This is a genomic window from Carnobacterium gallinarum DSM 4847 (genome assembly GCF_000744375.1).
Taxonomy (GTDB): domain Bacteria; phylum Bacillota; class Bacilli; order Lactobacillales; family Carnobacteriaceae; genus Carnobacterium; species Carnobacterium gallinarum.
Map to the genome: position 1 here is coordinate 201,436 of NZ_JQLU01000004.1, position 25,908 is coordinate 227,343.

27 protein-coding genes and 1 riboswitch are annotated in these 25,908 nt (G+C 34.9%); of the genes, 26 read left to right on the top strand and 1 reads right to left on the bottom strand.

From position 1 onward, the window contains the following. The first annotated feature begins 4 nt into the window (after positions 1 to 4). From BR43_RS03685 to BR43_RS03725, 9 genes are all read left to right on the top strand, one after another. The gene (locus BR43_RS03685; protein ID WP_034559611.1) at positions 5 to 826 is read left to right on the top strand and encodes a purine-nucleoside phosphorylase; all 822 of its coding nucleotides are present in this window, start codon (positions 5 to 7) and stop codon (positions 824 to 826) included. A 310-nt stretch (positions 827 to 1,136) separates the two neighbouring features. Next, positions 1,137 to 2,456, top strand: coding sequence for a diaminopimelate decarboxylase (lysA, locus tag BR43_RS03690; protein ID WP_034559613.1), 1,320 nt, complete (start codon positions 1,137 to 1,139; stop codon positions 2,454 to 2,456). A 21-nt stretch (positions 2,457 to 2,477) separates the two neighbouring features. Continuing rightward, positions 2,478 to 2,870 (top strand): GNAT family N-acetyltransferase, encoded by a 393-nt coding sequence (locus BR43_RS03695; RefSeq protein WP_034559615.1) that lies wholly within the window; start codon positions 2,478 to 2,480, stop codon positions 2,868 to 2,870. A 19-nt stretch (positions 2,871 to 2,889) separates the two neighbouring features. After that, positions 2,890 to 3,687: a segregation/condensation protein A gene (locus BR43_RS03700; protein ID WP_034559617.1), complete on the top strand. Its 798-nt coding sequence runs from the start codon at positions 2,890 to 2,892 to the stop codon at positions 3,685 to 3,687. Beyond that, complete coding sequence (gene scpB, locus BR43_RS03705) at positions 3,684 to 4,268, top strand: SMC-Scp complex subunit ScpB (RefSeq protein WP_034559619.1); 585 nt, start codon at positions 3,684 to 3,686, stop codon at positions 4,266 to 4,268. The genes BR43_RS03700 and scpB overlap by 4 nt, the downstream gene beginning before the upstream one ends. Before the next feature lie 25 nt (positions 4,269 to 4,293). Then, positions 4,294 to 5,037 carry a pseudouridine synthase gene (locus tag BR43_RS03710; RefSeq protein WP_034559620.1) on the top strand — a complete coding sequence of 248 codons (744 nt, stop codon included), beginning with the start codon at positions 4,294 to 4,296 and terminating at the stop codon, positions 5,035 to 5,037. Positions 5,038 to 5,128: 91 nt separating this feature from the next. Beyond that, the gene (locus BR43_RS03715; RefSeq protein WP_034559622.1) at positions 5,129 to 5,851 is read left to right on the top strand and encodes a response regulator transcription factor; all 723 of its coding nucleotides are present in this window, start codon (positions 5,129 to 5,131) and stop codon (positions 5,849 to 5,851) included. 6 nt (positions 5,852 to 5,857) lie between these two features. Then, positions 5,858 to 7,675 (top strand): HAMP domain-containing sensor histidine kinase, encoded by a 1,818-nt coding sequence (locus BR43_RS03720; protein WP_034559623.1) that lies wholly within the window; start codon positions 5,858 to 5,860, stop codon positions 7,673 to 7,675. A gap of 107 nt (positions 7,676 to 7,782) precedes the next feature. Next, a riboswitch (FMN riboswitch) is annotated at positions 7,783 to 7,908 on the top strand. Positions 7,909 to 8,084: 176 nt separating this feature from the next. Continuing rightward, positions 8,085 to 8,678 carry an ECF transporter S component gene (locus tag BR43_RS03725; RefSeq protein WP_034559624.1) on the top strand — a complete coding sequence of 198 codons (594 nt, stop codon included), beginning with the start codon at positions 8,085 to 8,087 and terminating at the stop codon, positions 8,676 to 8,678. Positions 8,679 to 8,794: 116 nt separating this feature from the next. Here BR43_RS03725 and BR43_RS03730 read toward each other — a convergent pair whose 3' ends face one another. Then, entirely contained in the window at positions 8,795 to 9,022 is a 228-nt protein-coding gene (locus BR43_RS03730; RefSeq protein ID WP_034559626.1) for a ferredoxin, read from the bottom strand. A 44-nt stretch (positions 9,023 to 9,066) separates the two neighbouring features. On the opposite strand from BR43_RS03730, the gene BR43_RS03735 reads away from it, so the two are divergent. The 17 genes from BR43_RS03735 to argJ all read left to right on the top strand — a co-directional run bounded on the left by BR43_RS03735 (position 9,067) and on the right by argJ (position 25,892). Then, positions 9,067 to 10,134 carry a YpbB family protein gene (locus tag BR43_RS03735; RefSeq protein ID WP_034559628.1) on the top strand — a complete coding sequence of 356 codons (1,068 nt, stop codon included), beginning with the start codon at positions 9,067 to 9,069 and terminating at the stop codon, positions 10,132 to 10,134. Next, positions 10,127 to 11,590, top strand: coding sequence for a RecQ family ATP-dependent DNA helicase (locus tag BR43_RS03740; protein WP_034559630.1), 1,464 nt, complete (start codon positions 10,127 to 10,129; stop codon positions 11,588 to 11,590). The genes BR43_RS03735 and BR43_RS03740 overlap by 8 nt, the downstream gene beginning before the upstream one ends. 101 nt (positions 11,591 to 11,691) lie before the next feature. Next, entirely contained in the window at positions 11,692 to 12,312 is a 621-nt protein-coding gene (locus BR43_RS03745) for a LysM peptidoglycan-binding domain-containing protein (protein WP_034559632.1), read from the top strand. 92 nt (positions 12,313 to 12,404) lie between these two features. Beyond that, on the top strand, positions 12,405 to 13,076 hold the full coding sequence (gene cmk / locus BR43_RS03750; RefSeq protein WP_034559634.1) for a (d)CMP kinase: 672 nt from the start codon (positions 12,405 to 12,407) through the stop codon (positions 13,074 to 13,076). Positions 13,077 to 13,184: 108 nt separating this feature from the next. Further along, a complete protein-coding gene (gene rpsA / locus BR43_RS03755; protein ID WP_034559636.1) occupies positions 13,185 to 14,411 on the top strand; it encodes a 30S ribosomal protein S1 in 1,227 nt (408 codons plus the stop codon). A gap of 358 nt (positions 14,412 to 14,769) precedes the next feature. Beyond that, a complete protein-coding gene (der, locus tag BR43_RS03760; RefSeq protein ID WP_034559638.1) occupies positions 14,770 to 16,083 on the top strand; it encodes a ribosome biogenesis GTPase Der in 1,314 nt (437 codons plus the stop codon). A gap of 262 nt (positions 16,084 to 16,345) precedes the next feature. Then, positions 16,346 to 16,621 carry an HU family DNA-binding protein gene (locus BR43_RS03765; protein WP_010050136.1) on the top strand — a complete coding sequence of 92 codons (276 nt, stop codon included), beginning with the start codon at positions 16,346 to 16,348 and terminating at the stop codon, positions 16,619 to 16,621. A gap of 163 nt (positions 16,622 to 16,784) precedes the next feature. After that, positions 16,785 to 17,861 carry a dehydroquinate synthase/iron-containing alcohol dehydrogenase family protein gene (locus tag BR43_RS03770; RefSeq protein WP_034559639.1) on the top strand — a complete coding sequence of 359 codons (1,077 nt, stop codon included), beginning with the start codon at positions 16,785 to 16,787 and terminating at the stop codon, positions 17,859 to 17,861. Positions 17,862 to 17,883: 22 nt separating this feature from the next. After that, entirely contained in the window at positions 17,884 to 19,152 is a 1,269-nt protein-coding gene (locus BR43_RS03775) for a tetratricopeptide repeat protein (RefSeq protein WP_034559641.1), read from the top strand. A 110-nt stretch (positions 19,153 to 19,262) separates the two neighbouring features. Further along, entirely contained in the window at positions 19,263 to 19,820 is a 558-nt protein-coding gene (locus BR43_RS03780) for a ReoY family proteolytic degradation factor (RefSeq protein WP_034559643.1), read from the top strand. A gap of 149 nt (positions 19,821 to 19,969) precedes the next feature. Beyond that, entirely contained in the window at positions 19,970 to 20,284 is a 315-nt protein-coding gene (locus BR43_RS03785) for a nucleotide pyrophosphohydrolase (RefSeq protein WP_169741020.1), read from the top strand. Continuing rightward, complete coding sequence (gene dapB / locus BR43_RS03790; protein WP_034559647.1) at positions 20,277 to 21,068, top strand: 4-hydroxy-tetrahydrodipicolinate reductase; 792 nt, start codon at positions 20,277 to 20,279, stop codon at positions 21,066 to 21,068. The genes BR43_RS03785 and dapB overlap by 8 nt, the downstream gene beginning before the upstream one ends. Continuing rightward, entirely contained in the window at positions 21,068 to 22,261 is a 1,194-nt protein-coding gene (locus BR43_RS03795) for a CCA tRNA nucleotidyltransferase (RefSeq protein ID WP_084679754.1), read from the top strand. Before dapB ends, BR43_RS03795 begins: the two co-directional genes overlap by 1 nt. A gap of 33 nt (positions 22,262 to 22,294) precedes the next feature. Continuing rightward, positions 22,295 to 22,666, top strand: a complete 372-nt coding sequence (locus BR43_RS03800; RefSeq protein WP_034559651.1) for a thioesterase family protein — start codon at positions 22,295 to 22,297, stop codon at positions 22,664 to 22,666. A 182-nt stretch (positions 22,667 to 22,848) separates the two neighbouring features. After that, positions 22,849 to 23,448 (top strand): nitroreductase family protein, encoded by a 600-nt coding sequence (locus BR43_RS03805; RefSeq protein WP_034559654.1) that lies wholly within the window; start codon positions 22,849 to 22,851, stop codon positions 23,446 to 23,448. Positions 23,449 to 23,640: 192 nt separating this feature from the next. Next, positions 23,641 to 24,672, top strand: a complete 1,032-nt coding sequence (gene argC / locus BR43_RS03810) for an N-acetyl-gamma-glutamyl-phosphate reductase (RefSeq protein WP_034559656.1) — start codon at positions 23,641 to 23,643, stop codon at positions 24,670 to 24,672. 23 nt (positions 24,673 to 24,695) lie between these two features. Continuing rightward, positions 24,696 to 25,892, top strand: a complete 1,197-nt coding sequence (gene argJ / locus BR43_RS03815; protein WP_034559658.1) for a bifunctional glutamate N-acetyltransferase/amino-acid acetyltransferase ArgJ — start codon at positions 24,696 to 24,698, stop codon at positions 25,890 to 25,892. Positions 25,893 to 25,908 lie beyond the last annotated feature (16 nt).

A 25,908-nucleotide genomic window follows, 5' to 3' on the forward strand; every position in this document is an offset into this window, starting at 1 on the left:
AATCATGACACTTACATTACAAGAAAAAATTACAGAAGCGACTGATTTTATTAAAGCACAAGGAATTGGTGAAATTGAATTTGGCTTAATCCTTGGTTCAGGTCTAGGCGAATTAGGTGATGAAGTTGAGGATGCAATTGCAATCAAATATGATGGAATTCCATATTTCCCTGTGTCAACAGTAGAAGGGCATGCAGGACAACTTGTCTATGGAACACTTGGTGAAAAGAAAGTCTTGGCAATGCAAGGTCGTTTCCATTATTATGAAGGCTATTCTCTAGAAGAAGTTACGTTTCCAATTCGTGTGATGAAAGCTTTAGGCATTCATTCGGTCATTGTGACTAATGCAGCTGGTGGAATCAACACGAGCTTTAGCCAAGGTGAGCTAATGATGATTACCGATCATATTAATTATACAGGTGTAAATCCACTAATTGGCCCAAATGACTCAACAATGGGACCTCGCTTTACAGATATGAGTCAAGCATATGATGTAGCTTATCAAGCAATCGTTCGTGATGTAGCTAAAAAAATGGATTTAGATTTAAAAGAAGGCGTGTATATTGGTTATACAGGACCAACCTATGAAACACCTGCTGAAATTCGGATGTCACGGGTAATGGGAGCAGATGCTGTTGGAATGTCAACCGTTCCTGAAGTTATCGTGGCAGCCCATGCCGGCTTACGAGTAATTGGCGTTTCGTGTATAACAAACTTGGCAGCGGGAATGCAAGCTACCTTAAATCACGCAGAAGTTGTTGAAACAACAGAACGAGTAAAAGGCACGTTTAAAGCATTGATAAAAAACGTTTTGCAAGCTGTTTAATTGATTATTTTATTGAAGGAAAAAACATTTTCTATTTTCATTTAATGGAAAGCATGTTACGATAAATTTATTGATTTTTACGGATAAGAAGAGTTACTTGATTTTAAAGTAACTCTTCTTATTCCAATTTGAAAGTCAAGTGGATACTTAGCAATAGGGGAAAAGTAAAAAAATACTAATTGAATGATTAATTTATAACAAGGATCCGAGGTTAGATTCCCATTTGAATCGCCGTTGTGGCATTGAGAATCTAGTAGGATTGTGGTAAAGTTAAGAATACAATTAGTGGGAATTGGAACGGGGGAAAGAAATGAATAACACTTTATTAACAGGGACTATGAAAGTAAATGAACAAAATCATTTAGAAATTGGTGGGGTTGATACCGTAACTTTAGTTGAAAAGCACGGTACACCTGTTTATGTCTATGATGTATTTCAAATAAAAGAAAAGGCGCGTGCTTTTAAAAATACCTTTGCTGTTAGAGGAATTAAAGCACAAGTAGCGTATGCTAGTAAAGCTTTTGCTTGTACGGCAATTTACCAATTAATGGCACAAGAGGGGCTTTCAGTGGATGTCGTTTCAGGTGGCGAGTTGTATACCGCTATTCATGCAGGATACCCAAAAGAAAAAATTCATTTTCATGGAAATAACAAAACAGAAAGTGAAATTGTAGATGCATTAAATTATGAAATTGGTTGTTTTGTAGTTGATAATTTCAATGAGTTAGATCTGCTGCAACACCATGCAGCGGAACGCAATCAAAAAGTTGCTATTTTACTTCGTGTAACGCCAGGTGTTGAAGCTCATACTCATGAGTATATTTCAACTGGACAAGAAGATTCCAAATTCGGTTTTGACTTATTAAATGGTCAAGCTGAAAAAGCAGTTGAAGTCGCTTTAGCATCTTCTCATTTAGATTTATTGGGACTCCATAGTCATATTGGTTCCCAAATTTTTGAAACCCAAGGCTTTTTAATGGCAATTGATAAATTATTAACAGAAGTTACAAAATGGCAAAAAACACAGTCATTTGATCTTAAAGTATTGAATTTGGGTGGTGGTTTTGGCATTCGTTATGTTGAGGGGGATCAACCGCTTCCTGTTTCAGAGTATGTCAATACCATTATTGATGAAGTGATTACTCAAACAACAAAATTCAATTTAGCTATGCCAGAGATTTGGATTGAACCTGGTCGAAGTATTGTAGGAGATGCTGGAATTACTCTTTATCAAACTGGTTCTGAAAAACAAGTTCCGGATGTACGCAACTATCTAGCCATTGACGGCGGAATGACAGATAATATTCGTCCGGCCTTATATGAAGCAGAATATACAGGAGTTCTAGCGAATCGTGCTAATGATATAGCGACAGAAACCTACTCTATTGCTGGAAAATGTTGTGAATCTGGAGATATGTTAATCTGGGATTTGCCTCTTCCTAAACGGGAACAAAATGATATTCTAGCAGTTTTTAGCACAGGCGCCTATGGATATTCAATGGCGAATAATTACAATCGGATTCCACGCCCTCCAGTTGTATTTGTGGAGAATGGAATAGATTATGTAGTTGTTGAAAGAGAGAGCTATGCGGATTTAATTAGTTTAGACCGTTCTCTACCTCAAGGCTAAAGGAAATTAGGAGGATATTTGATGTTAATCAATTATAAGAATGACTACGAAAAAATTATGATGGGGCTCTTGTCTTTTGTTCCTGATCTAAAAGATGTTTCTCGTCTGAAAGCAGAGATAGATTGGTATGAAGCAGACCCTAGTCGTAAGCTTTATTTGTGGAGTAATGAGGAATCAAATGATATTATTGGAATGCTAGGAATCGAAGATGGACTAGAAATGATTTTATTGCGTCATATTTCAATTAATCCATCTTTTCGTAAAGAAGGCATTAGCTATCAAATGTTGAATGAGTTAGATCAAAAATCAGCAGATAAAAAAATTATTGGAACACTAGAAACAGCTCCGATTATTGCGAAATGGGAGCAGCAAAAAAATAGCCCAGACCTAGAGGATTCTGAAGACTTAGATTAAGAAAGAGGTTGAATACAAAATGGCGGATATTAATGTCAAAATTGATGTTTTCGAAGGACCGCTTGATTTATTATTGCATTTAATCCAAAAACTAGAACTAGATATCTATGATATTCCCATGGCTGAAATCACAGCGCAATATCTAGCTTATCTTCATACCATGAAGGAGCTGGAGCTGGATATCGCCGGGGATTATTTAGTAATGGCAGCCAGTTTAATGGCGATTAAGAGTAAAATGTTATTGCCTAAGCAGGAGTTAGAAATTCCAGAAGATGAAGAAGGTTTTTACGAAGAAGGAGAAGATCCTCGTGATGCTTTAGTAGATCAATTATTGGAATACCGGAAGTATAAATATGCTGCGGACCTTTTAAAAGATAAAGAAGAAGAACGTAGTCAATATTACACAAAAACGCCAATGAATTTACAAGAGTTACAATTAGATGTACCCATGGAGCCTTTGCAAATATCAACAGTTGATTTATTTGTAGCTTTTCATCAAATGATGACTAAAAAACAAAAGAAAATTCCGATGCAAACTAAAATTGCAGCTGAGGAAATAACAATCGATGAAAAAATGAACACAATTGTGAAACGTTTAAAACGGTTGAAAAAAAATGAATCGCTTTTATTTGATGATTTTTTCCAAGAACCAAGTAAATCAGAAATGGTAACAACATTTATGGCTTTGTTGGAACTTATTAAAGAGGGAATGATTTGGATTAGCCAAGATGAAATTTGTGGGGATATCTTAGTCTATGGTTCTGAAAAAGATGAAATAAATGAAGATGAAACAATTCAAGGAGTAGAAGCGGAATGAATGAATTAGGAGCCGTAGAAACCTTGCTTTTTGTAGCAGGTGATGAAGGCCTTTCTTTGGAAGAAATTGCGTCTGTTTTAGACTGCACAACTCAATTTGTGTTTCAACTATTGAATCAATTACAAAAAATGTATGAAGAATCTAAAACAAGCGGTTTGATGTTACTTGAAGTTGGCAATCACTATCAATTAGCAACCAAAAAAGAGTATGCAGATTTAATTAAAAAATATGCGGTATCACCGCTATCAACCAATCTTTCGCAAGCGGCGTTAGAAACATTAGCAATTATTGCTTATAAACAACCTTTAACTAGAATGGAAATTGATGAAATTCGTGGTGTGCAAACATCAGGTGCGCTACAAAAATTATTGCTTAGAGGGTTAATTGAAGACAAAGGACGAGTAAATGGTCCTGGACGAGCAATATTGTATGGAACAACCGATTATTTTATGGATTATTTTGGTTTAAAGACATTAAAAGAATTACCAGCAATTGATGAGCTGGAACAAGATCAAGAAGAAGTCGAATCGGATTTGTTTTTTGAAAAATTCAATCAACAATTTCAAACACAAGAAGAGTAAATGTTAAAAACAAAGGGGAATTATAATGGAACGATTACAAAAAGTAATAGCACATGCAGGCGTTGCATCTCGACGTAAGGCTGAAGAATTAATTGCAACTGGACACGTAAAGGTAAATGGATTAACTGTTAAGGAAATGGGGATTCAAGTTGGTAATTCAGATGTGATTGAAGTAGATGGAGTTCCAATCGATCGCGAACAACCAGTTTATTTCTTACTGTATAAACCAAGAAATACGATTTCTGCTGTTTCAGATGATAAAGAACGCCGTGTTGTAACGGATTTCTTTTATGGTGTTTCACAACGAATTTATCCAGTAGGAAGATTAGATTATGATACGACTGGTGTGTTGATTATGACTAACGATGGGGAATTATCACAGCAATTGATGCATCCTAAATATCATATTGCGAAAACATATGTTGCAAAAGTTAAAGGGATTGTTGATCCTATGTCAATCCGGAAATTAGAACGCGGAATTGTGATTGAAGGACAAAAAACTGCACCAGCAGAAGCTCGTTTGATTTCAGCTGATCGTGTTAAACAAACATCTATTGTTGAATTGACAATCTATGAAGGTCGGAATCGTCAAGTAAAAAATATGTTTTTAGCATTAGGACATCCCGTTCAAAAGTTAAAACGTGAAACCTATGGAACGTTAAATTTATCAGGATTAAAACCAGGTGACTGGAGAGAATTAAAACCTTTTGAGGTAAACCAATTAAGAAACTTAGCAAAAGAATCACAAAATAAAAGCTCTAAGAGGTAATTACTAGAGGTTATTGGTTGAAAAAATAATCGATTGTTGTGTATAATTAAGTAGCTAGTGGACTTGTTTTTAGAAAGAGGGTAACAAAAAAATGAAAACCGATGCGGTAAGTATACTGATTGTCGATGACGAAGAAAGAATTCGACGCTTATTGAGAATGTATTTAGAACGTGAAAATTTCATTATTACCGAAACCGATAATGGAGAAGATGCACTTTCTTTAGCTTTAGAAAATGATTATGATTTAATTTTATTAGACTTGATGTTACCCAAAATGGATGGGATTGAAGTAGCTAAAAACTTAAGAGAAACAAAAGAAACACCTATTATGATGTTAACAGCTAAAGGTGAAGAAACAAATCGTGTACAAGGGTTTGAAGTTGGAGCAGATGATTATATCGTGAAACCATTTAGCCCACGGGAAGTTGTTTTACGTGTTGCTGCTATTTTAAAAAGAACTCAAAGTGTGAAACCAGTAGTACCAGAAAATCCTGATTTAATTGTTTTTCCACATATCGAAGTAGACAATCAAGCCCATCGTGTTTTAGCAGATGGCAAACCAGTGAATTTGACACCTAAAGAATACGATTTACTCCTTTATTTGGCTCAGGCACCAGATCAGATTTTTGGTCGTGAACAATTGCTACGTGAAGTGTGGAAATATGAATTTTTTGGAGATTTACGAACAGTGGATACACACGTAAAAAGGCTTCGTGAAAAATTAGCACAACAATCAGATCAAGCAGCTAAAATGATTGTGACTGTCTGGGGATTAGGGTATAAATTTAATTCTCATTATGACTCTAAGGAGTAACCCTGTATGACAAAATTAAATAGTATCGTTTTTCGGACATGGATGGTGACAATGGGAATTGTCGCCTTTTGTTTAATTAGTAGTACCTTAATTTATTCCAGTATTTATCAAAAGCATGTTGAAAAAGTATATGTAGATGAATTTAATGAATCTATTTCCAATGTAGAGAAGTTAGTGATGGAGAATCCAGAATTTTTATTAAAAAATCCGGATAAATTTGAACCATTTGATACACATTTATTTTTTACGATTGAATACAATGGTGAAAAACGTGAATTTTTCAATAATTATGATAAAGAAATTGGAATTGATAAAACGTTTATTAATCGGATTTTAAGCCGAAAAGATGTAGTGAAGTCTGTTAAAACCGGGGTTGATGATGAGATTCATGGGCATGCAGAGTTAGCTGGATATAGTAATTCCGATTTTATTTTATCGATTAAACATTTTAGTTATAATGGCAAAAAAGGCGTGCTTTATTCCTATGGAGATTTATCTTTTTTAACTAAAATTGCAAATCAAATGAGTTATTGGACCCTTTCTATTTTTCTGATGTTATTGTTATTATCAATTTTATTTTATTATTTCTTGAAGTTAAAAATTGGAGATCCGTTATCAAAAATGCGAGATATTGCTTTTGAGTATGCTAAAAATGATTTTACTCACCAAGCCCCTGTAACATCAAAAGATGAGTTGTTACAATTAGCTTTAGCTATGAATAAAATGGGGAAATCTTTGGAATCGATTGGAATGGCAACCAGGCAAGAGAAGGAATTATTGGCTCATATTCTATCCTCTATGACGACGGGTGTTTTATTCTATAATCGTGATAAAGATTTGTTGATGTCCAATCCAATGGGTGAGGAATTCTTGCAACAGTGGCGTCGTAGTGCTCAGTATACGAACTCTGATACGATTCCTTATATTTTAGATCAAAAAATTAATGAGATTATTGAAAGCACAGTAGATGTAACCTTTGAATTACAATTAGATGATTATTATTATAAAATTAATCTAGTTCCTTTGTATAGTGAGGACATGATTACGGTTCGTGGTGTGTTAGCTTCAGTGCAAGATATGACGAAGGAACGTCGTTTAGATACAATGAGAGTTGATTTTATCAGCAATGTTTCTCATGAACTTCGGACACCTTTAGTGATGATTCGTGGATACAGTGAAGCAATCTTGGATGATGTGGCTGAAACTCGTGAAGAAAAACATGAAATGGCTAAAATTATTTGGGAAGAGTCTGAACGCATGAGTAAAATGGTAAATGAAATGTTAGATTTGTCTAGAATGGAAGCGGGTTATATTGAACTACAATGTACAGATGTTGATTTGTACGGTTTTGTTCGTGATTTAATGTCACGTTTTAATCAAATTGCCCAGTCAGGTGAAGTAACATTATCTTTTGAAATTCAAAAGGGAATGGACACGTACTATATGGATGAAGACAAAATGAGTCAAGTTTTGTTTAATTTAACGAATAATGCCATCCGTCACACCATTATGGCCAATCGAGAAGATGGCGAAGTCCGAATTAGTGTTCGTTTAGATCGAATTATGGATGAACTATTGATTGAAGTGTTGGATAATGGAACTGGAATTCCAAAAAAAGATTTGCCTTATATTTTTGAACGCTTCTTCAAGGTAGATAAATCTCGAGTAATTGATAAACAAAACCAAACGGGAACAGGGATAGGTTTGTCAATTGTAAAAAATATTGTTGAAGAGCATGAAGGATATATGGAAGTTCAGAGCGAGGAAAATGTTTCAACTAGTTTTATTATACATTTACCTTATCAAGATAAAATTGAAAAATAAATGTATAAAATATTATAGCTAACTATTAGTAAGCAATTAGCTTGCATAATTACAAATATACGGTATAATGTTTGTATACATTGCAATGTATACAAAATAATTTAATGATTCGTCTTCAGGGGCAGGGTGTAATTCCCGACCGGTGGTAAAGTCCACGACCTATTTAGTTCGCTAAATGGCTGAACTGGTGTAATTCCAGTACCGACAGTAAAGTCTGGATAAAGAAGATGGGGCTTATTTGAATCTATTCAAATGCTCTGTTTAGTATGTTCTGAAGAGAAACTACTGACGAGCATTTTTTTATTTAATTAATTTATTTGATAACGAAATAGATTGATATTAAGTAGTGTTGTAATAGAGGAGAATAATTCCACAATCGCTCTAGATGAATCCTTTTAGGAGGATTTTTATGAAAACCAGTAATACCAAAAGATTAGTAGGAATTGCCATGTTTGGGGCAATTGCTTATGTGTTAATGTTCTTTGCTTTTCCAATCTTACCCAGTGCGTCCTTTTTAAAAATTGATTTTAGTGATATTCCAATTTTATTAGGTATGTTTCTATATGGTCCAATGGGTGGTGTATTGATTGCGTTAATTCGGAGCATCTTACATTATGTGCAAACGGGTGGCGATATGGGCTATCCAATTGGTGATGTAGCAAGCTTTGTAGCAACATTAACGTATGCTTTTCCAATTTACTTGATTATCAATAAACAACTTAAAAAACAAAAATTAACGTTGCCTCATATGGTAATGGCAAATGTCACAGGAACTGTTAGTATGACGGTTGTCATGTCTATAGCTAATTGGCTGATTTTAACGCCATTATATTTAGCTGTAATGGGCTTTAGTGTAGGACCAATTAGACAATACATTTTACTTGGGATTCTACCTTTTAATATTATTAAAGGGCTACTAGTCAGTATTGTATTTATCTTCATGTTCAGTACAATGCAGTCTTGGATTATCAAAAATCAAGCGAATACAACTCTTTATAAATAAAAAAAACTTTTGTAGTGGGATTTCTGCTACAAAAGTTTTTTTATTTATGGCATTGAAATGACGAATAAAAGATGCTAGTACGCTAGTAATTTGATATGATAGGATTAACGAAAGAGTTAAAAGGGTTTAGAAGCTCGTAAGATAGCATGTGTCGGACAGATTAGATAGGCTGCTTTAAATTCATCAGTTAGATTAGTAGGAATTGTTTGAGAACCTTGATTTTGATCTAATTGATTAAAGGCAATTCCGACTTCAGTGTAATCAAAGATAGCTGGCGCTTTAATCTGGCATAAGCCGCATGCAATACATTTTTCTTGCGCAACTTTTGTATAAATTTCAGACATTGCTAGACCTCGTTTTTATTATAGTATAGTTAGGATGGAAAAAAATGGAGCAGCTTTCTTATTTAGAGTACCTATTATTTAGTTTATTTTCAACTAAAAAGTCACGTAAAGCTATGACAGTTTACCATATTGTTTCAGGTAAAAGAACAGCTTCCATTCTTTATCAAGCTGAAATTTATCAGCTATCAGCTTATTTTAGCCTATTTTCTAAGTTAAAAAAAGAGCAGTATCAAAAAATTATTGAAAAAGGGATAACGCTAAAGCTTTTAATTTATGAAAATGAAGAACAATTGCTCCTTACTGAAAAAGGTGTTCAGTGGCTGGAAACGTATTTTTCAAGTCATCATTTACCAGTGAATTTAAATTTATTACACTATGGACGTTGGGTGAATGAATTTTGGCGTAGAGTGCTATTTTTAAGTCAGGTTTTGTCAGAAATTAGATATGAGAATAAGGGCTATCTCCCGATTGAAAAGGAATGGCGTATTCAAATCTGGGTAAAAAGCTGGCTACAAAAGCAAAAATTAGAACGGAGCCTAGTAGCAAAAGATTTTGGTGCAGAGTGGTTGAATTTAGGCTCTACCCTATCGGAGCAGAAAATGACGATTTTAGTTGGCTATTTGTCTGGCTACAACACGATTGGACAAACGACACAACAATTGGCAACAAGTTTAGCGACTGAACCTAGTGAAATCAGTGTCAGCTTAGTTGAGGCACTATGTGAGATGATTGTTGAAATTCAACAAAATAAGGTGGTTTATCCACTTTTATATCAGATTCAAGCAGAATTGGAACAATCTATAGGTGCAGTGAGCCAAAGTATTCGTAAGACAGAAGAAGAATTAAAAAATGGATTGAGTTTAGAAGACATCACTCAAATGCGTCAATTAAAACTTAGTACAGTTTCTGAACATATGATTGAATTGGCGATTATTGATCCCAAATTTTCAGTGAGAGCAGTTATTAAAAATCAACCATTTGTAGAAGTTAGTCAACTTTTACAAGTTAATCCAAGTTGTACCTATACAGAGATCAAAGAACAATTTCCAGAAGTGCCTTTTTATGTGTATCGTATTGTTCAATTGGAAAGGTGGCGGGCAGATAATGAATGAATTGGAAACTAAGTTAAATCAAGCGTTAGAACACTATTTTCACTATACTAGCTTCCGACCAGGTCAAAAGGAAACCATTTTGGCAGCTCTTAATCATGAAAATACATTAGTCTTATTGCCAACGGGTACTGGAAAATCGATTTGTTATCAATTGACGGGCTATTTACTTGAAGGGATGGTTGTAATTGTTTCGCCACTGTTATCTTTAATGCAGGATCAAGTTGAGCAATTAAAACAAAAAGGTGAAAAACGGGTAGCGGCATTAACTAGCATGCTCGATTATCAAGAAAAAAATTTTATTTTTCAACATTTTAAAGAGTATAAATTTTTATTTTTATCGCCTGAAATGTTGCAGCAAGAACGAGTAATGCAGGAATTAAAACAAGTGAAAATAGCTTTATTTGCTATTGATGAGGCGCATTGTATTTCACAATGGGGGATGGATTTTCGACCGGATTATTTAGCTTTAGGAACTATTCGTCAGCAACTAAACTGGCCACTAACGATGGCTTTAACTGCAACCGCGAATCAACGTGTGCGAGAGGATATCTTTGTTTCATTAAAATTAGTCCCACAAGAAACGACACAGGTCATTCACTCAGTGGATCGTCCCAATATTGGACTTAAAACAATTGAATGTTATAAAAATAAAAATGAAATAGTGCTAGAATATGTAAGAAAATTAGAGAAGCCTGGAATTATTTACTTTTCTAGTCGGAAAATGGCAGATGAGCTGGCGGAATTGATTCGTCAAGAGACTTCTTTGGTTGCCGAGAGTTATCATTCAGTGATAGAATCACAGGATAGAATTCGGTTGCAACAGCAGTTCATTCATAATCAAATTGATATTGTCTGTGCAACGAATGCATTTGGAATGGGTGTTAATAAGGCGAATATCCGTTTTGTGATTCATTATCATATACCTAGTAGCATGGAAAGTTATCTCCAAGAAATTGGTCGTTGTGGTCGGGATGGAGAGGAAAGTTTGGCACTGTTATTATATGAAAAAAGTGACGTGTACTTGCAGATGCGTTTACAGGAAAATGATTTACCTACAGAGGATATGATCGCGTACACTTATCGAAAAGGCAGTGTTTTAACTGGCAGTTGTAGTGAAAGTCAACAACGGTTGTTAGAAAATTTTCTGGCGCTAAAAATTCCCTTAGAAGATGCTAAAGCTCAATTAAGAAGTCGAGCCTTTCAAAAGAATAGTCAATTGAATTATATGGTGGATTATGCTGAAACTTCTGGTTGTAAGCGGGAAATGATGTTACACTATTTTGAGGAACAAAAATCAAAGGTTATTTCAAATTGCTGTAGTAGTTGTGGATTGGATGAAGAGCCGTATTTACAAAAAGACGGTAAATTACCTTCCTTAACGAAAAATGAGTTAGAAAAAGCAAATAACTGGCAAGAAAAATTAATTCAGCTTTTTAATTTTCCTGTAAATTATTAAGAATTTGTTAGAAGATTTAACATTCATAATAATCTTTTAAAAGACAAGTATCTTATTAGTATGGTACAATTAGAGTGAAATATTTTTAGGAGGAAATCCAAATGAGTAAAAAGAAGGTTGAGGGGAATCCCAAAAAAGAAGAAGCGTGGTCACGTAAATTTGATGAAGAAGCTGGTTATACAGAAGGCAATTATTCTAGAACAGCCAGAAAAAAAGCTAAGGGAGGGATTTCTCCTATTTTAACGACACTTTGTGTGTTTTTAGCATTATTAATTATTTTACCGATTGCTACTGTTTGGTGGTATTCAGATAGAGAGGACTCATCGGGCGTAAAATCTGCTAACGATCAAGTTGCTATGAATAGTAGCAGCAAAGAAAGTAGCAGTAGTAAAGAAAGTAGTAGCAAGGAAAGCAGTAAGGACAGTAGTAGCTCGTCTTCAGCGGCTGCAAGCTCATCTGCAGCATCAAGTGTAGCGCCTGTTGAATCAACGCCAGCACCTGCACCAGATCCAACCCCTGCTCCAACGCCAGTACCAGAACCGACTCCTGCTCCAACTCCAGAACCACCAGCAGAAGATAAACAATATTACACAGTTAAATCTGGAGATACGGGATTATTTAGAATTGCAGCGAATCACGGTTTAAGTTTAGACCAACTTAGAGCATTAAATAATTTTGCGTCAGATGATATAACTATTGGTCAGGTTATACGAGTAAAATAACATTAGGAGCCGTCAAAGATGACGGCTTTTAATCTGTAAAAATTTGTTCACTATAGCGAGAAATGAATTAATAGATGAAAGAAGGCTTTTAAATGACTGAAAAAAAATTAAGAATTGCAATTGATGGGCCGGCATCTGCTGGGAAAAGTACGGTAGCTAAAATTTTAGCGAAAGACTTAGGTTATATATATTGTGATACTGGTGCTATGTACCGTTCGTTAACTTATTGGGCAATTCAGAACCATGTGGATCCTAATGATGAGCCAGCATTAATGGACTTATTAAAGAGTATGGAGCTAGAATTCAGTCCTAGCATGGACATGCAAAAAGTGTTTGTTAATGGACAAGACGTAACTGAAGAAATTCGTCAAACAGATGTGACAAATCTGGTATCAGCTATATCAGCTCATGAAAAAGTTCGTGAAGAACTGGTAAAACGCCAACAAAAAATTGCAGATGCTGGTGGTATTGTTATGGATGGTCGAGATATTGGAACAACCGTTTTACCAGATGCAGAAGTGAAAATTTTCTTAGTCGCTAGTGTGACTGAGCGAGCTGAGAGACGATTTAAAGAAAATCAACTGAAGGGTATCACAACGCCTTTAGATGTGCTGCAACAAGAAATTGCTGATCGTGATTATAAAGATTCTACGAGAGCGATTTCTCCCTTAGTTCAAGCAGATGATGCTATTTTAGTAGATACAACGGGTCTTTCGATTGAAGGTGTTGTGAACCAGTTAAAAGCAATAATTGCAAAAAAATAAAAATAACGAACGAATTTTTTAGTTTTATGAATGTTTTTGTGGCAATATTTCTAAATATTCGTTAAAATAGAGTGTATAGAATGATTAGGCTGTTGAGGAGGACTAGAAATGACTGAAAATGTAGAAAACCAAAATGTTGAAGCAACAGAAACAATGATGGACGCAATGAATAGCGTACAAGAGGTTAATATCGGAGACGTTGTTAAAGGTGAAGTACTAAAAATCCAAGATAATAAACAAGCAATTGTTGGAATTATTGGTGGAGGTGTTGAAGGTGTAATTCCATTTAATGAATTATCATCAACTCCATTTGAAAATGTAACAGATATCGTCAATGTTGGAGATGTTGTTGATTTAGTTGTTATTAAACCAATCATGGATAAAGAAAATGGTAGTTTCTTGCTTTCAAAACGTCGTATTGACGCGAAAAAAATCTGGGAAGATATCCAAAAAGATTTTGAAAATGGAACAATTATTGAAGCACCTGTAACAGATGTTGTTAAGGGTGGTTTAGTTGTTGATGCGGGTATCCGTGGATTTGTTCCAGCATCAATGGTAGATGCACATTTTGTTGATGATTTTTCTGTTTATAAAGGTCAAACTTTAAGCTTTAAAATTATCGAAATTGAACCAAGTGAAAATCGTCTGATTTTGTCACATAAAGCAGTCGTTGAAGCTGAAAAAGAAGTAGCGAAGAAAGATATTATGGCTAAACTTGTTGAAGGTGATACTGTAACGGGTAAAGTTGCTCGTTTAACAAATTTTGGTGCATTTATTGATCTTGGTGGTGTGGATGGGTTAGTTCACATTTCTCAAATTTCTTACAACCATGTAAAAGCTCCTAGTGATGTTTTAGCAGTGGATCAAGAAGTTCAGGTGAAAATTTTGTCAATTAACGAAGAAACAGGACGTATCTCATTGTCTATTAAAGATACACAACCTGGTCCTTGGGAAAATATTGAAGAACGTGCGGCAGTTGGTGCTGTTTTAACTGGTACAGTGAAGCGTCTAACAAGCTTTGGTGCATTTGTTGAAGTCTATCCAGGTGTTGAAGGTCTTGTTCATATTTCACAAATTTCACACAATCATATTGCTACTCCACATGAAGTGCTACATGAAAATGATGAAATTAAAGTAAAAGTGTTAGAAGTGAATCCTACAGATCAACGTTTATCTCTAAGTATTAAAGCCTTAGAAGAAAAACCAGCTTCAATGAAAGCTGAAAAAGAAGAAGTAACTGATTATGAGTTACCTGAAGAAGACACTGGTTTTACATTAGGTGATATTTTAGGGGAACAATTATCAGATATGGCTTCTGAAGAGGACAATAACTAAAACTTAACTAGCGTAAATTTGAAGCACTTAGCCTTGTTTAGTTAACTGGGTTAAGTGTTTTTCCTGCTTTTTACTTAAATAAACATCAGACAACAAATTATTCTACTTCTTAGTTTCTTTTAATAAATTGTAGGGAAAGCTTGCAACTTGTGGGTTTATTCTATAAACTACTAAGAGGAATGTAAAAAAAGTAAAAAGATGTTTAGTTAAAAAGTGAATTTGAAGCAATTAACGAGGATGAACCAATTAATTAAATGCTGAAAAGCTAATTTAGTTGCAAAGAACTACTAGCATTTTTGAACAATTAGAGACTTTATTTAGTAAGTTTCAGATAAATGAAAAGAAGGAGGCTAAAACCATGGCAAAACCAGTAATCGCCATTGTGGGTCGTCCAAATGTTGGAAAATCAACTATTTTTAATCGAATTGTTGGTGAAAGAATTTCAATCGTAGAAGACGTATCTGGTGTCACTCGAGATCGCATATATGCAGATGCAGAGTGGTTAGGAAAAGAATTTAATGTTATTGATACAGGTGGTATTGATATCGGAGATGAGCCTTTTTTAGAGCAAATTAAGCAACAAGCTGAAATTGCAATGGATGAGGCAGATGTAATTATTTTTATTACAAGTGGACGTGAAAGTGTAACGGATGCAGATGAAAATGTTGCTAAAATGCTGTACCGTACGAAAAAGCCTGTTCTTTTAGCAGTAAACAAAGTTGATAATCCAGAAATGCGTAATGATGTTTTTGATTTTTATGCATTAGGTTTAGGCGAACCTTATCCAATTTCAGGAAGTCATGGATTAGGATTAGGTGATTTATTAGATGCAGCAATTAGTCACTTCCCGGAAGAAACAGAGGAAGACTATGATGACTCTGTCATTAAATTTAGTTTGATTGGCCGACCTAATGTTGGAAAATCTTCGCTAGTAAATGCTATTTTAGGTGAAGATCGCGTCATTGTTTCAGATATCGCTGGGACAACCCGTGATGCGATTGATACAGAGTTTGTTTCAGCAGATGGAACTGAATTTGTCATGATCGATACTGCCGGTATGCGTAAACGCGGGAAAGTCTATGAAACAACTGAAAAATATAGTGTTTTACGAGCTTTGAGAGCGATTGAACGTTCGGATGTTGTTTTGGTTGTACTTGATGCTGAAACAGGAATTAGAGAGCAAGATAAGAAGGTTGCAGGTTATGCTCATGAAGCAGGTCGTGGAATTATTATCGTTGTGAATAAATGGGATACACTTGAAAAAGACAACAGCACTATGAAGAAATTTGAAGAAGACATTCGTGAATCCTTTGCCTATTTAAGTTATGCACCGATTGTGTATGTTTCAGCGAAGACGAAACAACGTCTAAATACATTACCAGATGTGATTGAACGTGTAAGTATGAGTCAAAACTTACGGATTCAGTCAGCTGTTCTAAATGATGTTATTATGGATGCTGTTGCAATGAACCCAACACCAACGGATAAAGGCAAACGCTTGAAGATTTACTATGCAACACAAGTAGCTGTTAAACCTCCAACGTTTGTTATTTTTGTAAATGAACCAGAAATGCTCCATTTTTCTTATTCACGCTTTTTAGAAAATCGAATTCGTGATGCATTTACTTTTGAAGGAACGCCGATTAGAATCATTGCAAGACAAAGAAAATAGGCATTTTAACACATTTGTAGTTGGTTTTCAAACAATATCTAAAAAAATTATTGAATGATTAAATTTTCACTGTAAAGGTGGAAAAATCCTTGCAGTATCAGCTTTTCTATGATATCTTTTATAAGAAATGTTAATTGTGTCGAACACAGCTTAATGTTTCCATTCAAACCATTCTTGGACCACTCAAGTTTGGTATTATCGATGTATATTTGCTTATTCAAATGAAGCATTTATTCTTCTTTTCGAGGGAGGTGAAATACACATGGCTAACAAAGCAGAATTAATCGAAAGCGTTGCAACTTCAACAGGTTTAACTAAAAAAGATGCAACTGCAGCAGTTGATGCAGTATTTGAAACTATCCAAACTACTTTAAGTTCTGGAGAAAAAGTTCAATTAATCGGTTTTGGTAACTTTGAAGTGCGCGAACGTGCTGCACGTAAAGGTCGTAACCCTCAAACAGGGGAAGAAATCCAAATCGCTGCAAGCAAAGTACCTGCATTCAAACCAGGTAAAGCTCTTAAAGACGCAGTTAAATAAGTCGTTTAGAAAAAAGGTTGTTGCACATTTGTGCGGCAACCTTTTCTTATATAAAATGAGAATTAAAATGTTTTAGTAGTTTTTAAGATGAGATCCTACATATTTAGAAACAGAGTGTGGTAAACTTAAAGAGATAAATTGAGAGAAGATTGGGGGGATCTTGATGGAATTTAAATTAGCTCGAGATAGTCAGCAAGTGTTACTTTATTTTGGAGCACCGCTTACTCAACTAATTGAAAACCAACATGAACTTTTTAAACAGACCTCTCATTTTTTAATTATAGTGAATCAAACCAATTATGATTCCTATTATGAAAAAATTCAGTTGTTGCTTAGAAAGCAAAGACAACAATATTGGTACGTTTGTCCAAATAATTCGCAAAGTAGTAATTTAGCTGAGTTTGAAAGAGTATTGTCTTACAGTATTGAGATGGAGTTGGATACACAGGTTTGTGTAATTGCGTTTGGTGATGCAGGGGTTATTCAACTAAGTGGTTTTTTTTCTAGTGTCTATCTTGGTGGCGTTACGCTGCTGGAACTGCCGACAACGTTAATGAGCTTGGAGCAGACTCTTGGTGGAAGGGCTGGGCTTAATCATTCATTGAGTCGTAACGTTGTTAGCGTTGTGAAACATTCAAGAGGTATCTTCTTAGAGTCGCGTTTTTTGCGAGAGAATACATTGTCAGAAATTAGAATTGGTTTTAGTCGTTGGGTTCGTCTGGCACTAGGGCTGGATTTGCCTTTTTATCATAACTTGATGCAGGAATTTGGGACTGAGAAACAACTTCAAGAGAAAAGTCTTATTCCCTATTTAACTTCCTATTTCGCTTTACATCAATTGGAAAATGAAAGTGGGAATGAGTTGTCTAAGAAATTCGGTACAGAGTTTCAACAAGCCTGTAATAGCTTTTCTGAAGACTCTAGGAATAGTTCTGAAAATGACGTGTTTTTAATTAGCTTAGGTTTCTCGTTATTTGTTTCTGTGAGATTAATGTCAGGGGTTTTTGACCTAGATAGCTGGTTTAGTTGGCTAGACCGTTTAGGATATTCCTTTATATTACCAGAAAGTTGGTTGACTTCAGAATTAGTGGAGCGACTCCTAAAAAGTGGTGGAGATAAAAAAAATTTTTTACTGATCGTGCGAACAAGCAATGAAGAATTAAATAAAGTTGAGATTACTTTAGCAGATTTAGTGATGTATGTTGAAGACTATCGAAGTTGGTTGGCTGAAAAGAAATAGAAAATAGATTGGAGATAGAAACATGAATTACGGCGAACAAATGATTGAAGCGTTACAAAATAATTTATTGGAAGAAGCAGAGGGATATTTTTTAGAGGCTTTAGAAAAAGATCAACCTGATGAATTGTATGTTTTAGCGGATACTTTGTATCAACTTGGTTTTTTAGTTGAAACAAAGGCTATTTATGAACATTTATTGATTGATTTTGGTCATGATGATGAATTAAAGATTGGATTAGCTGAGATTGCAATTGAAGAAGATGATATTGATGGAGCAATGGATTGGTTAGCGGCAATTAATGAAGATAGTCCAGCTTATCCCCAAGCTCTTTTGGTATCAGCGGATTTGTATCAAGTTCAAGGACTTTATGAAGTTAGTGAACAGAAGTTGTTATTAGCAAAAGAAATTTTACCTGAAGAGCCAATTTTAACATTTGCGTTGGCTGAGTTGTATTTTGTGATGGGTAAATATGCACAAGCAATTTATAACTATCAAGAGCTTGTTGATACTGGTTTAAATGAAATGAGTGGGATTTTCCTAGAACATCGGATTGGAAGTGTCTACAGTGCCTTAGGGGACTTTGATCAAGCGATTCCTTATTTAGAACGAGCAGAATCACAAAACGAGACAACCGACTTATTATTTGAACTTGGCTTTACTTATTTACAGAATAAAGAATATCGTCGGGCAAGTGAAACGTTATTTAAATTGAAAGAATTAGACGCTAGTTACACATCTCTTTACCCTTATTTAGCGAAAAGCTTAGAAGAAGAGAATCAATTAGAACGAGCTAGTGAAGTGATTCGTGAAGGTTTGCGAGTTGATCAGTACAATCCAGAACTTTTCTATTATGCCGCGAACTTATCTTTAAAATTAAACGATGAAGAACAAGGTGAATATTATTATCAAGAGTCCTTAATTTTAAATCCAGACAGTGAAACCGTTCAATTAGCATTAATCAATTTACTATTAAAACAGGGACGTTTTGAAGAGGCTGTTACAAAAATTGAAGCAGCATTGGAAAATGAAGAGGCTGATCCACAATTTTATTGGAACCTAGCGTTGGCTGAAACTGGGTTAGAACAGTACAAAAATGCTACAGCGGCCTATGAGCAAGCTTATCCTCATTTTACAGGGAATAAAGATTTCTTAAGAGAGTATGCTCTATTCTTAAGGGAAGAAGGAAATTTAAAATTAGTTCAAGAAGTTATTGAGAATTATTTGAAATTAGAACCTTCAGATGAAGAAATGATTGGGATTGTGGAAGAAATAAATGGCGATTTCAATTAAAATAAGTTATAATTAATCTAGAATTACAATTAAATCATTTTAGTTATTTATTTTTAATCTGATTTTTTTAACAATAAAAACTAAGGAAATCAAGGACTGGAGGGTTTGAAATGAGTATTAAGATATCATTAGAAACTAAAAAAGAATTTTTAAGCTGGTTCTTGGATTACCATCAATTAAAAAGAAGAGAAGCGATGTGGATTTTAAATTATTTAATGACTCATGAAGCTGTCTTAAATAAAATCCATTTTGTTGAAGCTGTTGAAGCGACTCCAAGAGGAATGTCCTTGGCTGCCATTGGAACCGAAGAAGAACCATTTAAATTTTACAAAGAAGGTCTTGCGTTTGAAGATCCAGAACAAGGTTTTCATGAGATTCGTTTAAATTGGGGTGAGCAATTGTATGTTGAATTGTTTTTTAAAGATCAATGGAAATCAGCAGAATATTTGGCTGTTTTAGAAGACAATCCTTACCATCGTTGGAATGATAGTGTTAGTGAAGCAGTGAAAAAAGATGTCGATGATGCTTTGGTTCGCTTTGATTTGGAACGAAAGAAAGCGGAGCTAACTCCTAAAATTAATTCAGCCCTTGAAATCGGTAATCGTGAATTGTTTGAAGAGCTATCAAAAGAATGGAATCAATTAATGCTTGAGTTTGAAAAACTTTAAACATCAAAGGATTAGAGCATTAGTTTCTAATCCTTTTTTATTATGGAAAGATAGACAAAGAAATTGTATACTATAGAGAACCGATTTAAGTGATGGAAAGTTAGAGATATGTACAGGAGGTTACTTATTTGGAAAAGACGCTAAAAACTATGCAACAAGAAGTTGATACCTATATTGGTCAATTCAAAGTTGGTTATTTCTCACCTTTAGGCCAGATGGCGCGACTTACGGAAGAGGTTGGAGAGCTAGCTCGTGAAGTAAATCATCAGTACGGGGAGAAGAGTAAGAAATCAACAGAGACAACTAAAGAAGTAAGTGAAGAGCTTGGAGATGTGTTATTTGTTGTTCTATCGATGGCTAACTCATTAGATATTGATATGACAGAAGCCTTTGATCAAGTGATGGGGAAATTTAATCAACGGGATAAATTCCGTTTTGAAAGGAATGATGAAAAGCATGATTAAAATTATTATTGCTGGATTTAAAGGGAAGATGGGGTTAACTGCTACAAAAATGGTATTAGACCGCGAAAATTTTGAATTAGTTGGTGTTTTAGATCCCTTTGCTGTAGAAACAAATTTAAATCAATTTGCAGAATTTGCCAATGAAGATATTCCTGTGTTTACTAAAAAAGAGGAGATAGTTAAACAAGTTGCTGCAGATGTCTGGATTGATTTTACAATTCCTAAAGTAGCTTATGAGCATACGAAATATGCGATTGAACATGGTATTCGTCCAGTTGTTGGGACAACAGGCTTTACGGAAAGCCAAGTTCAAGAATTAATTGTTGAATCTCAGAAACGTCAAATTGGTGGACTGATTGCACCAAACTTTGCGATTGGTGCAATTTTAATGATGCAATTTGCTCAAAAGGCAGCACACTATTTTCCGGATGTGGAGATTATGGAATTGCATCACGATCAAAAATTAGATGCACCCAGTGGGACAGCAGTTAAAACTGCAGAAATGATTGCTGAAGTTCGCGGACACCATCAACAAGGGAATCCTGCTGAAAAAGAATCAATTCCAGGTGCTAGAGGAGCTGATTTTGAAGGTATGAAGATTCATAGTGTTCGTTTGCCAGGATTAGTTGCGCATCAACAAGTTCAATTTGGTAGTGTTGGGGAGGGATTGACCATTCGTCATGATTCCTACGATCGAACATCCTTTATGACGGGTGTGGCTTTAGGTTGTGAAAAGGTGATGGAGTTGGATGTGTTGGTTTATGGGTTGGAAAATCTACTATGATGCAATTAGTTCCAGAATTTATAACGGCTTTGCCTGTGTTGAAGAAAATTGAGGAAGCTGGATTTGAAGCTTATTTTGTTGGTGGCAGTGTCCGTGATTTGATTTTACAAAAGCCGATTTCAGATGTGGATATTGCAACCAGCGCTTTTCCTGCTGAGATTAAAGCCATTTTTCCAAAAACGATTGATGTTGGAATTGACCATGGTACAGTGATGGCTTTATGGCAAAAGGAAAGCTACGAAATCACAACCTTCCGAACAGAATCGACATACCAAGACTATCGTCGTCCTGATGAAGTTGTTTTTGTTCGTTCTTTGAAAGAAGATTTGAAGCGTCGTGATTTTACTGTGAATGCACTTGCAATGGATGCCGATGGAAAAATTATTGATTATTTTGATGGTCTTCAAGATATTCAAAATCGAGTGCTTAAGGCAGTTGGATCGCCGACAGAACGTTTTCATGAAGATGCATTGAGAATGATGCGTGGTGTGCGTTTTGTAAGTCAACTTGATTTTGAACTAGAAACTACAACGGAAGAGGCTATTTTAGAGCATCATGCTTTATTAGAAAAAATCGCAGTAGAGCGGGTTCAAGTTGAATTTATAAAACTATTATTGGGTCGAGGACGCAGTCGTGGTTTAGAAAAAATGATTCAAACGGAACTTTATTTGTATTGTCCGGGATTGCGTCATTCAGGTGAAGGCCTCTATCGTTTTGCTAGTCTAGAGGGGCAATTGGTAGACCGTTTAACTGCTTGGACATTGTTGGTTTATTTTATTCAGTTAGAGAATGAAAACATTGACTCTTTTATGCGTCAATGGAAATGTTCAAAAAAAGAAATTCAAGAAGTTCAATTAGCAAAAAGTGCTTTAGATGAGCGTTTATTTGGAACCTGGACAGTTGATTGTTTATATCGAACGGGTATTGAGATTGCTGTGACGGTTGAGACGATAGTTGGCATGTTGACGGAGAAGAATGATGTAAGCCGTCTTAAAGCGATGTTTCAGCAATTACCTATCAAACATAAAAAAGAATTGGATATCACGGGAAATGAGCTGATTGCTGCGTTGGATTGTCCGCCTGGTATTTGGTTAGGAGCGTTATTGACAAAAATTGAAGGAGCCGTTCTTCATGGTGAATTAAAAAACGATAAACAAACTATTTTATCTTGGGCTAGAAGTCAGAAGAAATAAATGTTCATAAAAACTAGAAGCGAGGGAAAGAATATGAGTTTAAAAATCAATAAAACAATTATTGTCGATTCACAGCAGACAGCAGAAGCCTTTAAATCTGGTGATATACCGGTCTATGCTTCCCCTGCATTGATGGCAAAGTCTGAAGAATTAGCTAAAGACTTGGTTATCCCGCTTTTAAAAGAGGGAGAAACAACCGTGGGAATTGAATTTTCTCTGAATCATATACGACCAACAGAAGTCGGAGCTCAGGTTGATTTTGAAGTTCGATTAGTTGAGCAGAATAAAACAATTTTAGTTTATGACTTTACGGTGGAATCTAAAGGTCAGTTGATTGCTGAAGGAACTCATAAACGTGCAATTATTAATCGCCAAAAATTTATGGAAAAACTGACTAAGAAGTAAATAGTTAAAAAATAGAGGCTAATGAACTTTTATTAGCCTCTATTTTTTTATAGAAATCCTTTTAAATCAACATTTATAAAATAAATTTGTAAAAAAAACAAATAAATTACTAAAAGTTGTTTACTTACTAAAAGAAAGATGTTAATATATTGTTTGTAAGTTACTTTAAGGAGGAAAATAAAATGTCAAATAATTATATCGAAGTATTAAAGAAACGTCGTTCAATTTACGGATTAGGTAAAGGAGTTTCTTTAAATGATGAAGCAGTTGTTTCATTAATTAAAGAAGCTGTAAAAGAAAGCCCATCTTCATTTAATTCTCAAACTTCACGTGTTGTAGTATTATTTAACGAATCACATGATAAATTATGGACAATTGCTGAAGATGCTCTTAAAAAAATTGTTCCAGAAGATTCTTTTGGTCCTACTTTAGAAAAGTTAAACTCATTCCGTGCAGCTCACGGTACAGTTTTATTCTTTGAAGATACAGATGTCGTGAAATCTTTACAAGAACAATTTGCATTATATGCTGATAACTTCCCAATCTGGTCTGAACAAGCAACAGGTATTGCACAACATTCTGTATGGACTGCATTAGCTCAAGAAAATATTGGTGCAAGTCTACAACATTACAATCCACTAATTGATGATGCTGTAAAAGCTGAATGGGATATCCCTGCTAGTTGGAGTTTGAGAGCTCAATTGCCATTTGGTTCAATTGTAGCGCCTGCTGGTGAAAAAGAATATATGGACGATGCTGCAAGATTCCGTGTATTTAACTAATTAATGAAAACATAAGATGAAATAAAAGTTGAGAAATCAGCTTTTATTTCATCTTTTTTTATAGTTATTTCCAAAAATAAATATACATAAAATATGCATATTGATAAAAATTAGAAAAAGATTAAAAAAAAGATTTGACTTCTATAATTTGTTTCATTATAATAAGCTTTATATTTAAATCGAGGTGATTTTATGAAGGTTTCTATTATTGGCGCAACAGGATATAGTGGTCTGGAATTAATACGATTGTTACAATCACATTCAAAAGTAACAATTCAATCTTTGCATAGTTATTCTAATTATTCAGAAAATATTGCATATTTATATCCTCATTTGAAAGACGTTTGCGAACTATCATTGGAATCGGTAGATATCAAGAAAATTTGTCAAACAAGCCAGATTGTTTTTTTTGCTACCCCATCAGGTGTTTCAAAAGATCAGGCAGCCGCTTTTATCAAAGCTGGTTTAATAGTGGTGGATTTATCAGGGGATTTACGCTTAGAAAATCATACTTCTTATAAAAAATGGTACAATTTTGACGGTGCTTCGCAAGAGCTATTAACACAAGCCGTTTATGGATTAGCAGAGTGGAATGATGTGACAAATCAAAAACTAATTGCCAATCCAGGTTGTTATGCTACAGCGACTTTATTAGCTTTAGCACCTTTACTTATCGAAGATATTCTTCACTTAGATTCGATTGTTGTAGATGCCAAATCTGGTGTATCAGGAGCTGGTAAAACACCAAATCCTAGTTCTATGTATACAGAAACAAATGATAATTTGACGCTTTATAAGGTTAATCAGCATCAACATATTCCTGAAATCATGCAACAACTAAAAAAATGGAATCCCTCAATTGAAAATATCCAATTTTCAACAACACTGATTCCCGTTACTCGTGGTATCTTAGCAACTATTTATGGCAAATTAAAGTCCACGCTTACCACAGAGGAAGTAGTGGACTTATTTCAGAAAGCGTACCAAGATAAACCCTTTGTTCGTATTCAGGAAGTTGGAAATCTGCCAACAATTAAACAAGTGGTGGGATCTAACTATTGTGACATTGGTATTTCTGTGAATCCAGTCACAAATCAAGTTTTAGTAGTAGCGACAATTGATAACTTAATAAAAGGAGCAGCTGGTCAAGCGATTCAGAATATGAATCAAGCAGCTGGATTTCCTCTTAATACCGGGCTTCAGTTTAGTCCACTTTATCCATAAGAATCAGAGAAGGAGCGGTTAGAATGAGATTTATTACTGGTACAATTGCATCACCTAAAGGTTTTTTTGCAACAGGAGTCCACGGGAAATTAAAATATAAACGTAAAGATATCGGCTTGATTTATTCAGAAGTTCCAGCAGTAGCGGCAGCAGTCTATACAACTAATCAATTTCAAGCTGCTCCGATTATCGTAACCAAAGATAGTTTGAATCAAAGCAAGACGTTACAGGCTGTTATTGTAAATAGTGGCAATGCAAATGCATGTAATGGTGAAAATGGTTTAAAAGATGCGTATACAATGCGTCAATTAACAGCAGCTAAATTAGGCATCGATGCAAGAGCAGTTGCGGTTGCTTCGACGGGAATTATTGGGGAACCTTTGCCAATGGAAAAAATTATTAATGGTATCAAAGAATTAGATTTTCAAAAAGGAGTACCCTTAGATTTCCACGAAAGTATCTTGACAACGGACACCTGTGAAAAACAAATTACAGTGGAACTTATTTTAAATCAGCATCCTGTAATCATATCAGGAGTTGCGAAAGGCTCTGGAATGATTCATCCTAATATGGCCACTATGTTAGCTTTTATTACAACAGATGTTGCTATTTCTAGTAAATTATTGGATCAGCTCTTACGTCAAAGTGTGAACCAAACCTTTAATCAAATTACAGTGGATGGTGATACTTCAACGAACGATACCGTTTTAGTTATGGCGAATGGTTTGGCCGGGAATTCAGAAATAAGTGAAGAAAATGAGGACTACCAAATTTTAAAGCAAGCATTTGAAATTGTTTGTGAACATCTGGCGAAAAAAATTGCTCAAGATGGTGAAGGAGCAACAAAATTAATTGAAGTCACAGTAGATTCTGCTAAAAATATTGAAGAAGCTAGGATGATTGCTAAAACGATTGTTTCATCAAGTCTTGTGAAAACAGCCATGTTTGGTGAAGATCCTAATTGGGGTAGAATTATTTGTGCAACTGGGTATAGTCAAGGTTCTTTAGATCCAGCAAATATTAGGATTGAAATAGGATCAATTTTAATTTTAAAAAATACGAAGAAGGTTGTTTTTGAGGAAGCTGCATTAAAAGAATATTTAGAAAATGATGTGATACGAATTACAGTTGATGTTGGTGTAGGGACAGAAACAGGTGTTGCGTGGGGATGCGATTTAAGTTATGACTATGTAAAGATCAATGCTTGTTATCATACGTAGAGAGTGAAAGAGAGGT

Bases quoted from the DNA above. Each gene is read 5' to 3' on its own strand.
- der (WP_034559638.1), top strand. From the start codon at position 14,770: ATGGCAAAACCAGTAATCGCCATTGTGGGTCGTCCAAATGTTGGAAAA.
- BR43_RS03710 (WP_034559620.1), top strand. From the start codon at position 4,294: ATGGAACGATTACAAAAAGTAATAGCACATGCAGGCGTTGCATCTCGA.
- BR43_RS03785 (WP_169741020.1), top strand. From the start codon at position 19,970: ATGCAACAAGAAGTTGATACCTATATTGGTCAATTCAAAGTTGGTTAT.
- BR43_RS03735 (WP_034559628.1), top strand. From the start codon at position 9,067: ATGGAGCAGCTTTCTTATTTAGAGTACCTATTATTTAGTTTATTTTCA.
- BR43_RS03765 (WP_010050136.1), top strand. From the start codon at position 16,346: ATGGCTAACAAAGCAGAATTAATCGAAAGCGTTGCAACTTCAACAGGT.
- rpsA (WP_034559636.1), top strand. From the start codon at position 13,185: ATGACTGAAAATGTAGAAAACCAAAATGTTGAAGCAACAGAAACAATG.
- BR43_RS03725 (WP_034559624.1), top strand. From the start codon at position 8,085: ATGAAAACCAGTAATACCAAAAGATTAGTAGGAATTGCCATGTTTGGG.
- BR43_RS03780 (WP_034559643.1), top strand. From the start codon at position 19,263: ATGAGTATTAAGATATCATTAGAAACTAAAAAAGAATTTTTAAGCTGG.
- BR43_RS03805 (WP_034559654.1), top strand. From the start codon at position 22,849: ATGTCAAATAATTATATCGAAGTATTAAAGAAACGTCGTTCAATTTAC.
- BR43_RS03800 (WP_034559651.1), top strand. From the start codon at position 22,295: ATGAGTTTAAAAATCAATAAAACAATTATTGTCGATTCACAGCAGACA.
- lysA (WP_034559613.1), top strand. From the start codon at position 1,137: ATGAATAACACTTTATTAACAGGGACTATGAAAGTAAATGAACAAAAT.
- BR43_RS03720 (WP_034559623.1), top strand. From the start codon at position 5,858: ATGACAAAATTAAATAGTATCGTTTTTCGGACATGGATGGTGACAATG.
- BR43_RS03795 (WP_084679754.1), top strand. From the start codon at position 21,068: ATGCAATTAGTTCCAGAATTTATAACGGCTTTGCCTGTGTTGAAGAAA.
- argC (WP_034559656.1), top strand. From the start codon at position 23,641: ATGAAGGTTTCTATTATTGGCGCAACAGGATATAGTGGTCTGGAATTA.
- BR43_RS03685 (WP_034559611.1), top strand. From the start codon at position 5: ATGACACTTACATTACAAGAAAAAATTACAGAAGCGACTGATTTTATT.
- BR43_RS03700 (WP_034559617.1), top strand. From the start codon at position 2,890: ATGGCGGATATTAATGTCAAAATTGATGTTTTCGAAGGACCGCTTGAT.
- dapB (WP_034559647.1), top strand. From the start codon at position 20,277: ATGATTAAAATTATTATTGCTGGATTTAAAGGGAAGATGGGGTTAACT.
- BR43_RS03745 (WP_034559632.1), top strand. From the start codon at position 11,692: ATGAGTAAAAAGAAGGTTGAGGGGAATCCCAAAAAAGAAGAAGCGTGG.
- BR43_RS03775 (WP_034559641.1), top strand. From the start codon at position 17,884: ATGAATTACGGCGAACAAATGATTGAAGCGTTACAAAATAATTTATTG.
- scpB (WP_034559619.1), top strand. From the start codon at position 3,684: ATGAATGAATTAGGAGCCGTAGAAACCTTGCTTTTTGTAGCAGGTGAT.
- BR43_RS03770 (WP_034559639.1), top strand. From the start codon at position 16,785: ATGGAATTTAAATTAGCTCGAGATAGTCAGCAAGTGTTACTTTATTTT.
- argJ (WP_034559658.1), top strand. From the start codon at position 24,696: ATGAGATTTATTACTGGTACAATTGCATCACCTAAAGGTTTTTTTGCA.
- BR43_RS03695 (WP_034559615.1), top strand. From the start codon at position 2,478: ATGTTAATCAATTATAAGAATGACTACGAAAAAATTATGATGGGGCTC.
- BR43_RS03715 (WP_034559622.1), top strand. From the start codon at position 5,129: ATGAAAACCGATGCGGTAAGTATACTGATTGTCGATGACGAAGAAAGA.
- cmk (WP_034559634.1), top strand. From the start codon at position 12,405: ATGACTGAAAAAAAATTAAGAATTGCAATTGATGGGCCGGCATCTGCT.
- BR43_RS03740 (WP_034559630.1), top strand. From the start codon at position 10,127: ATGAATGAATTGGAAACTAAGTTAAATCAAGCGTTAGAACACTATTTT.
- BR43_RS03730 (WP_034559626.1), bottom strand. From the start codon at position 9,022: ATGTCTGAAATTTATACAAAAGTTGCGCAAGAAAAATGTATTGCATGC.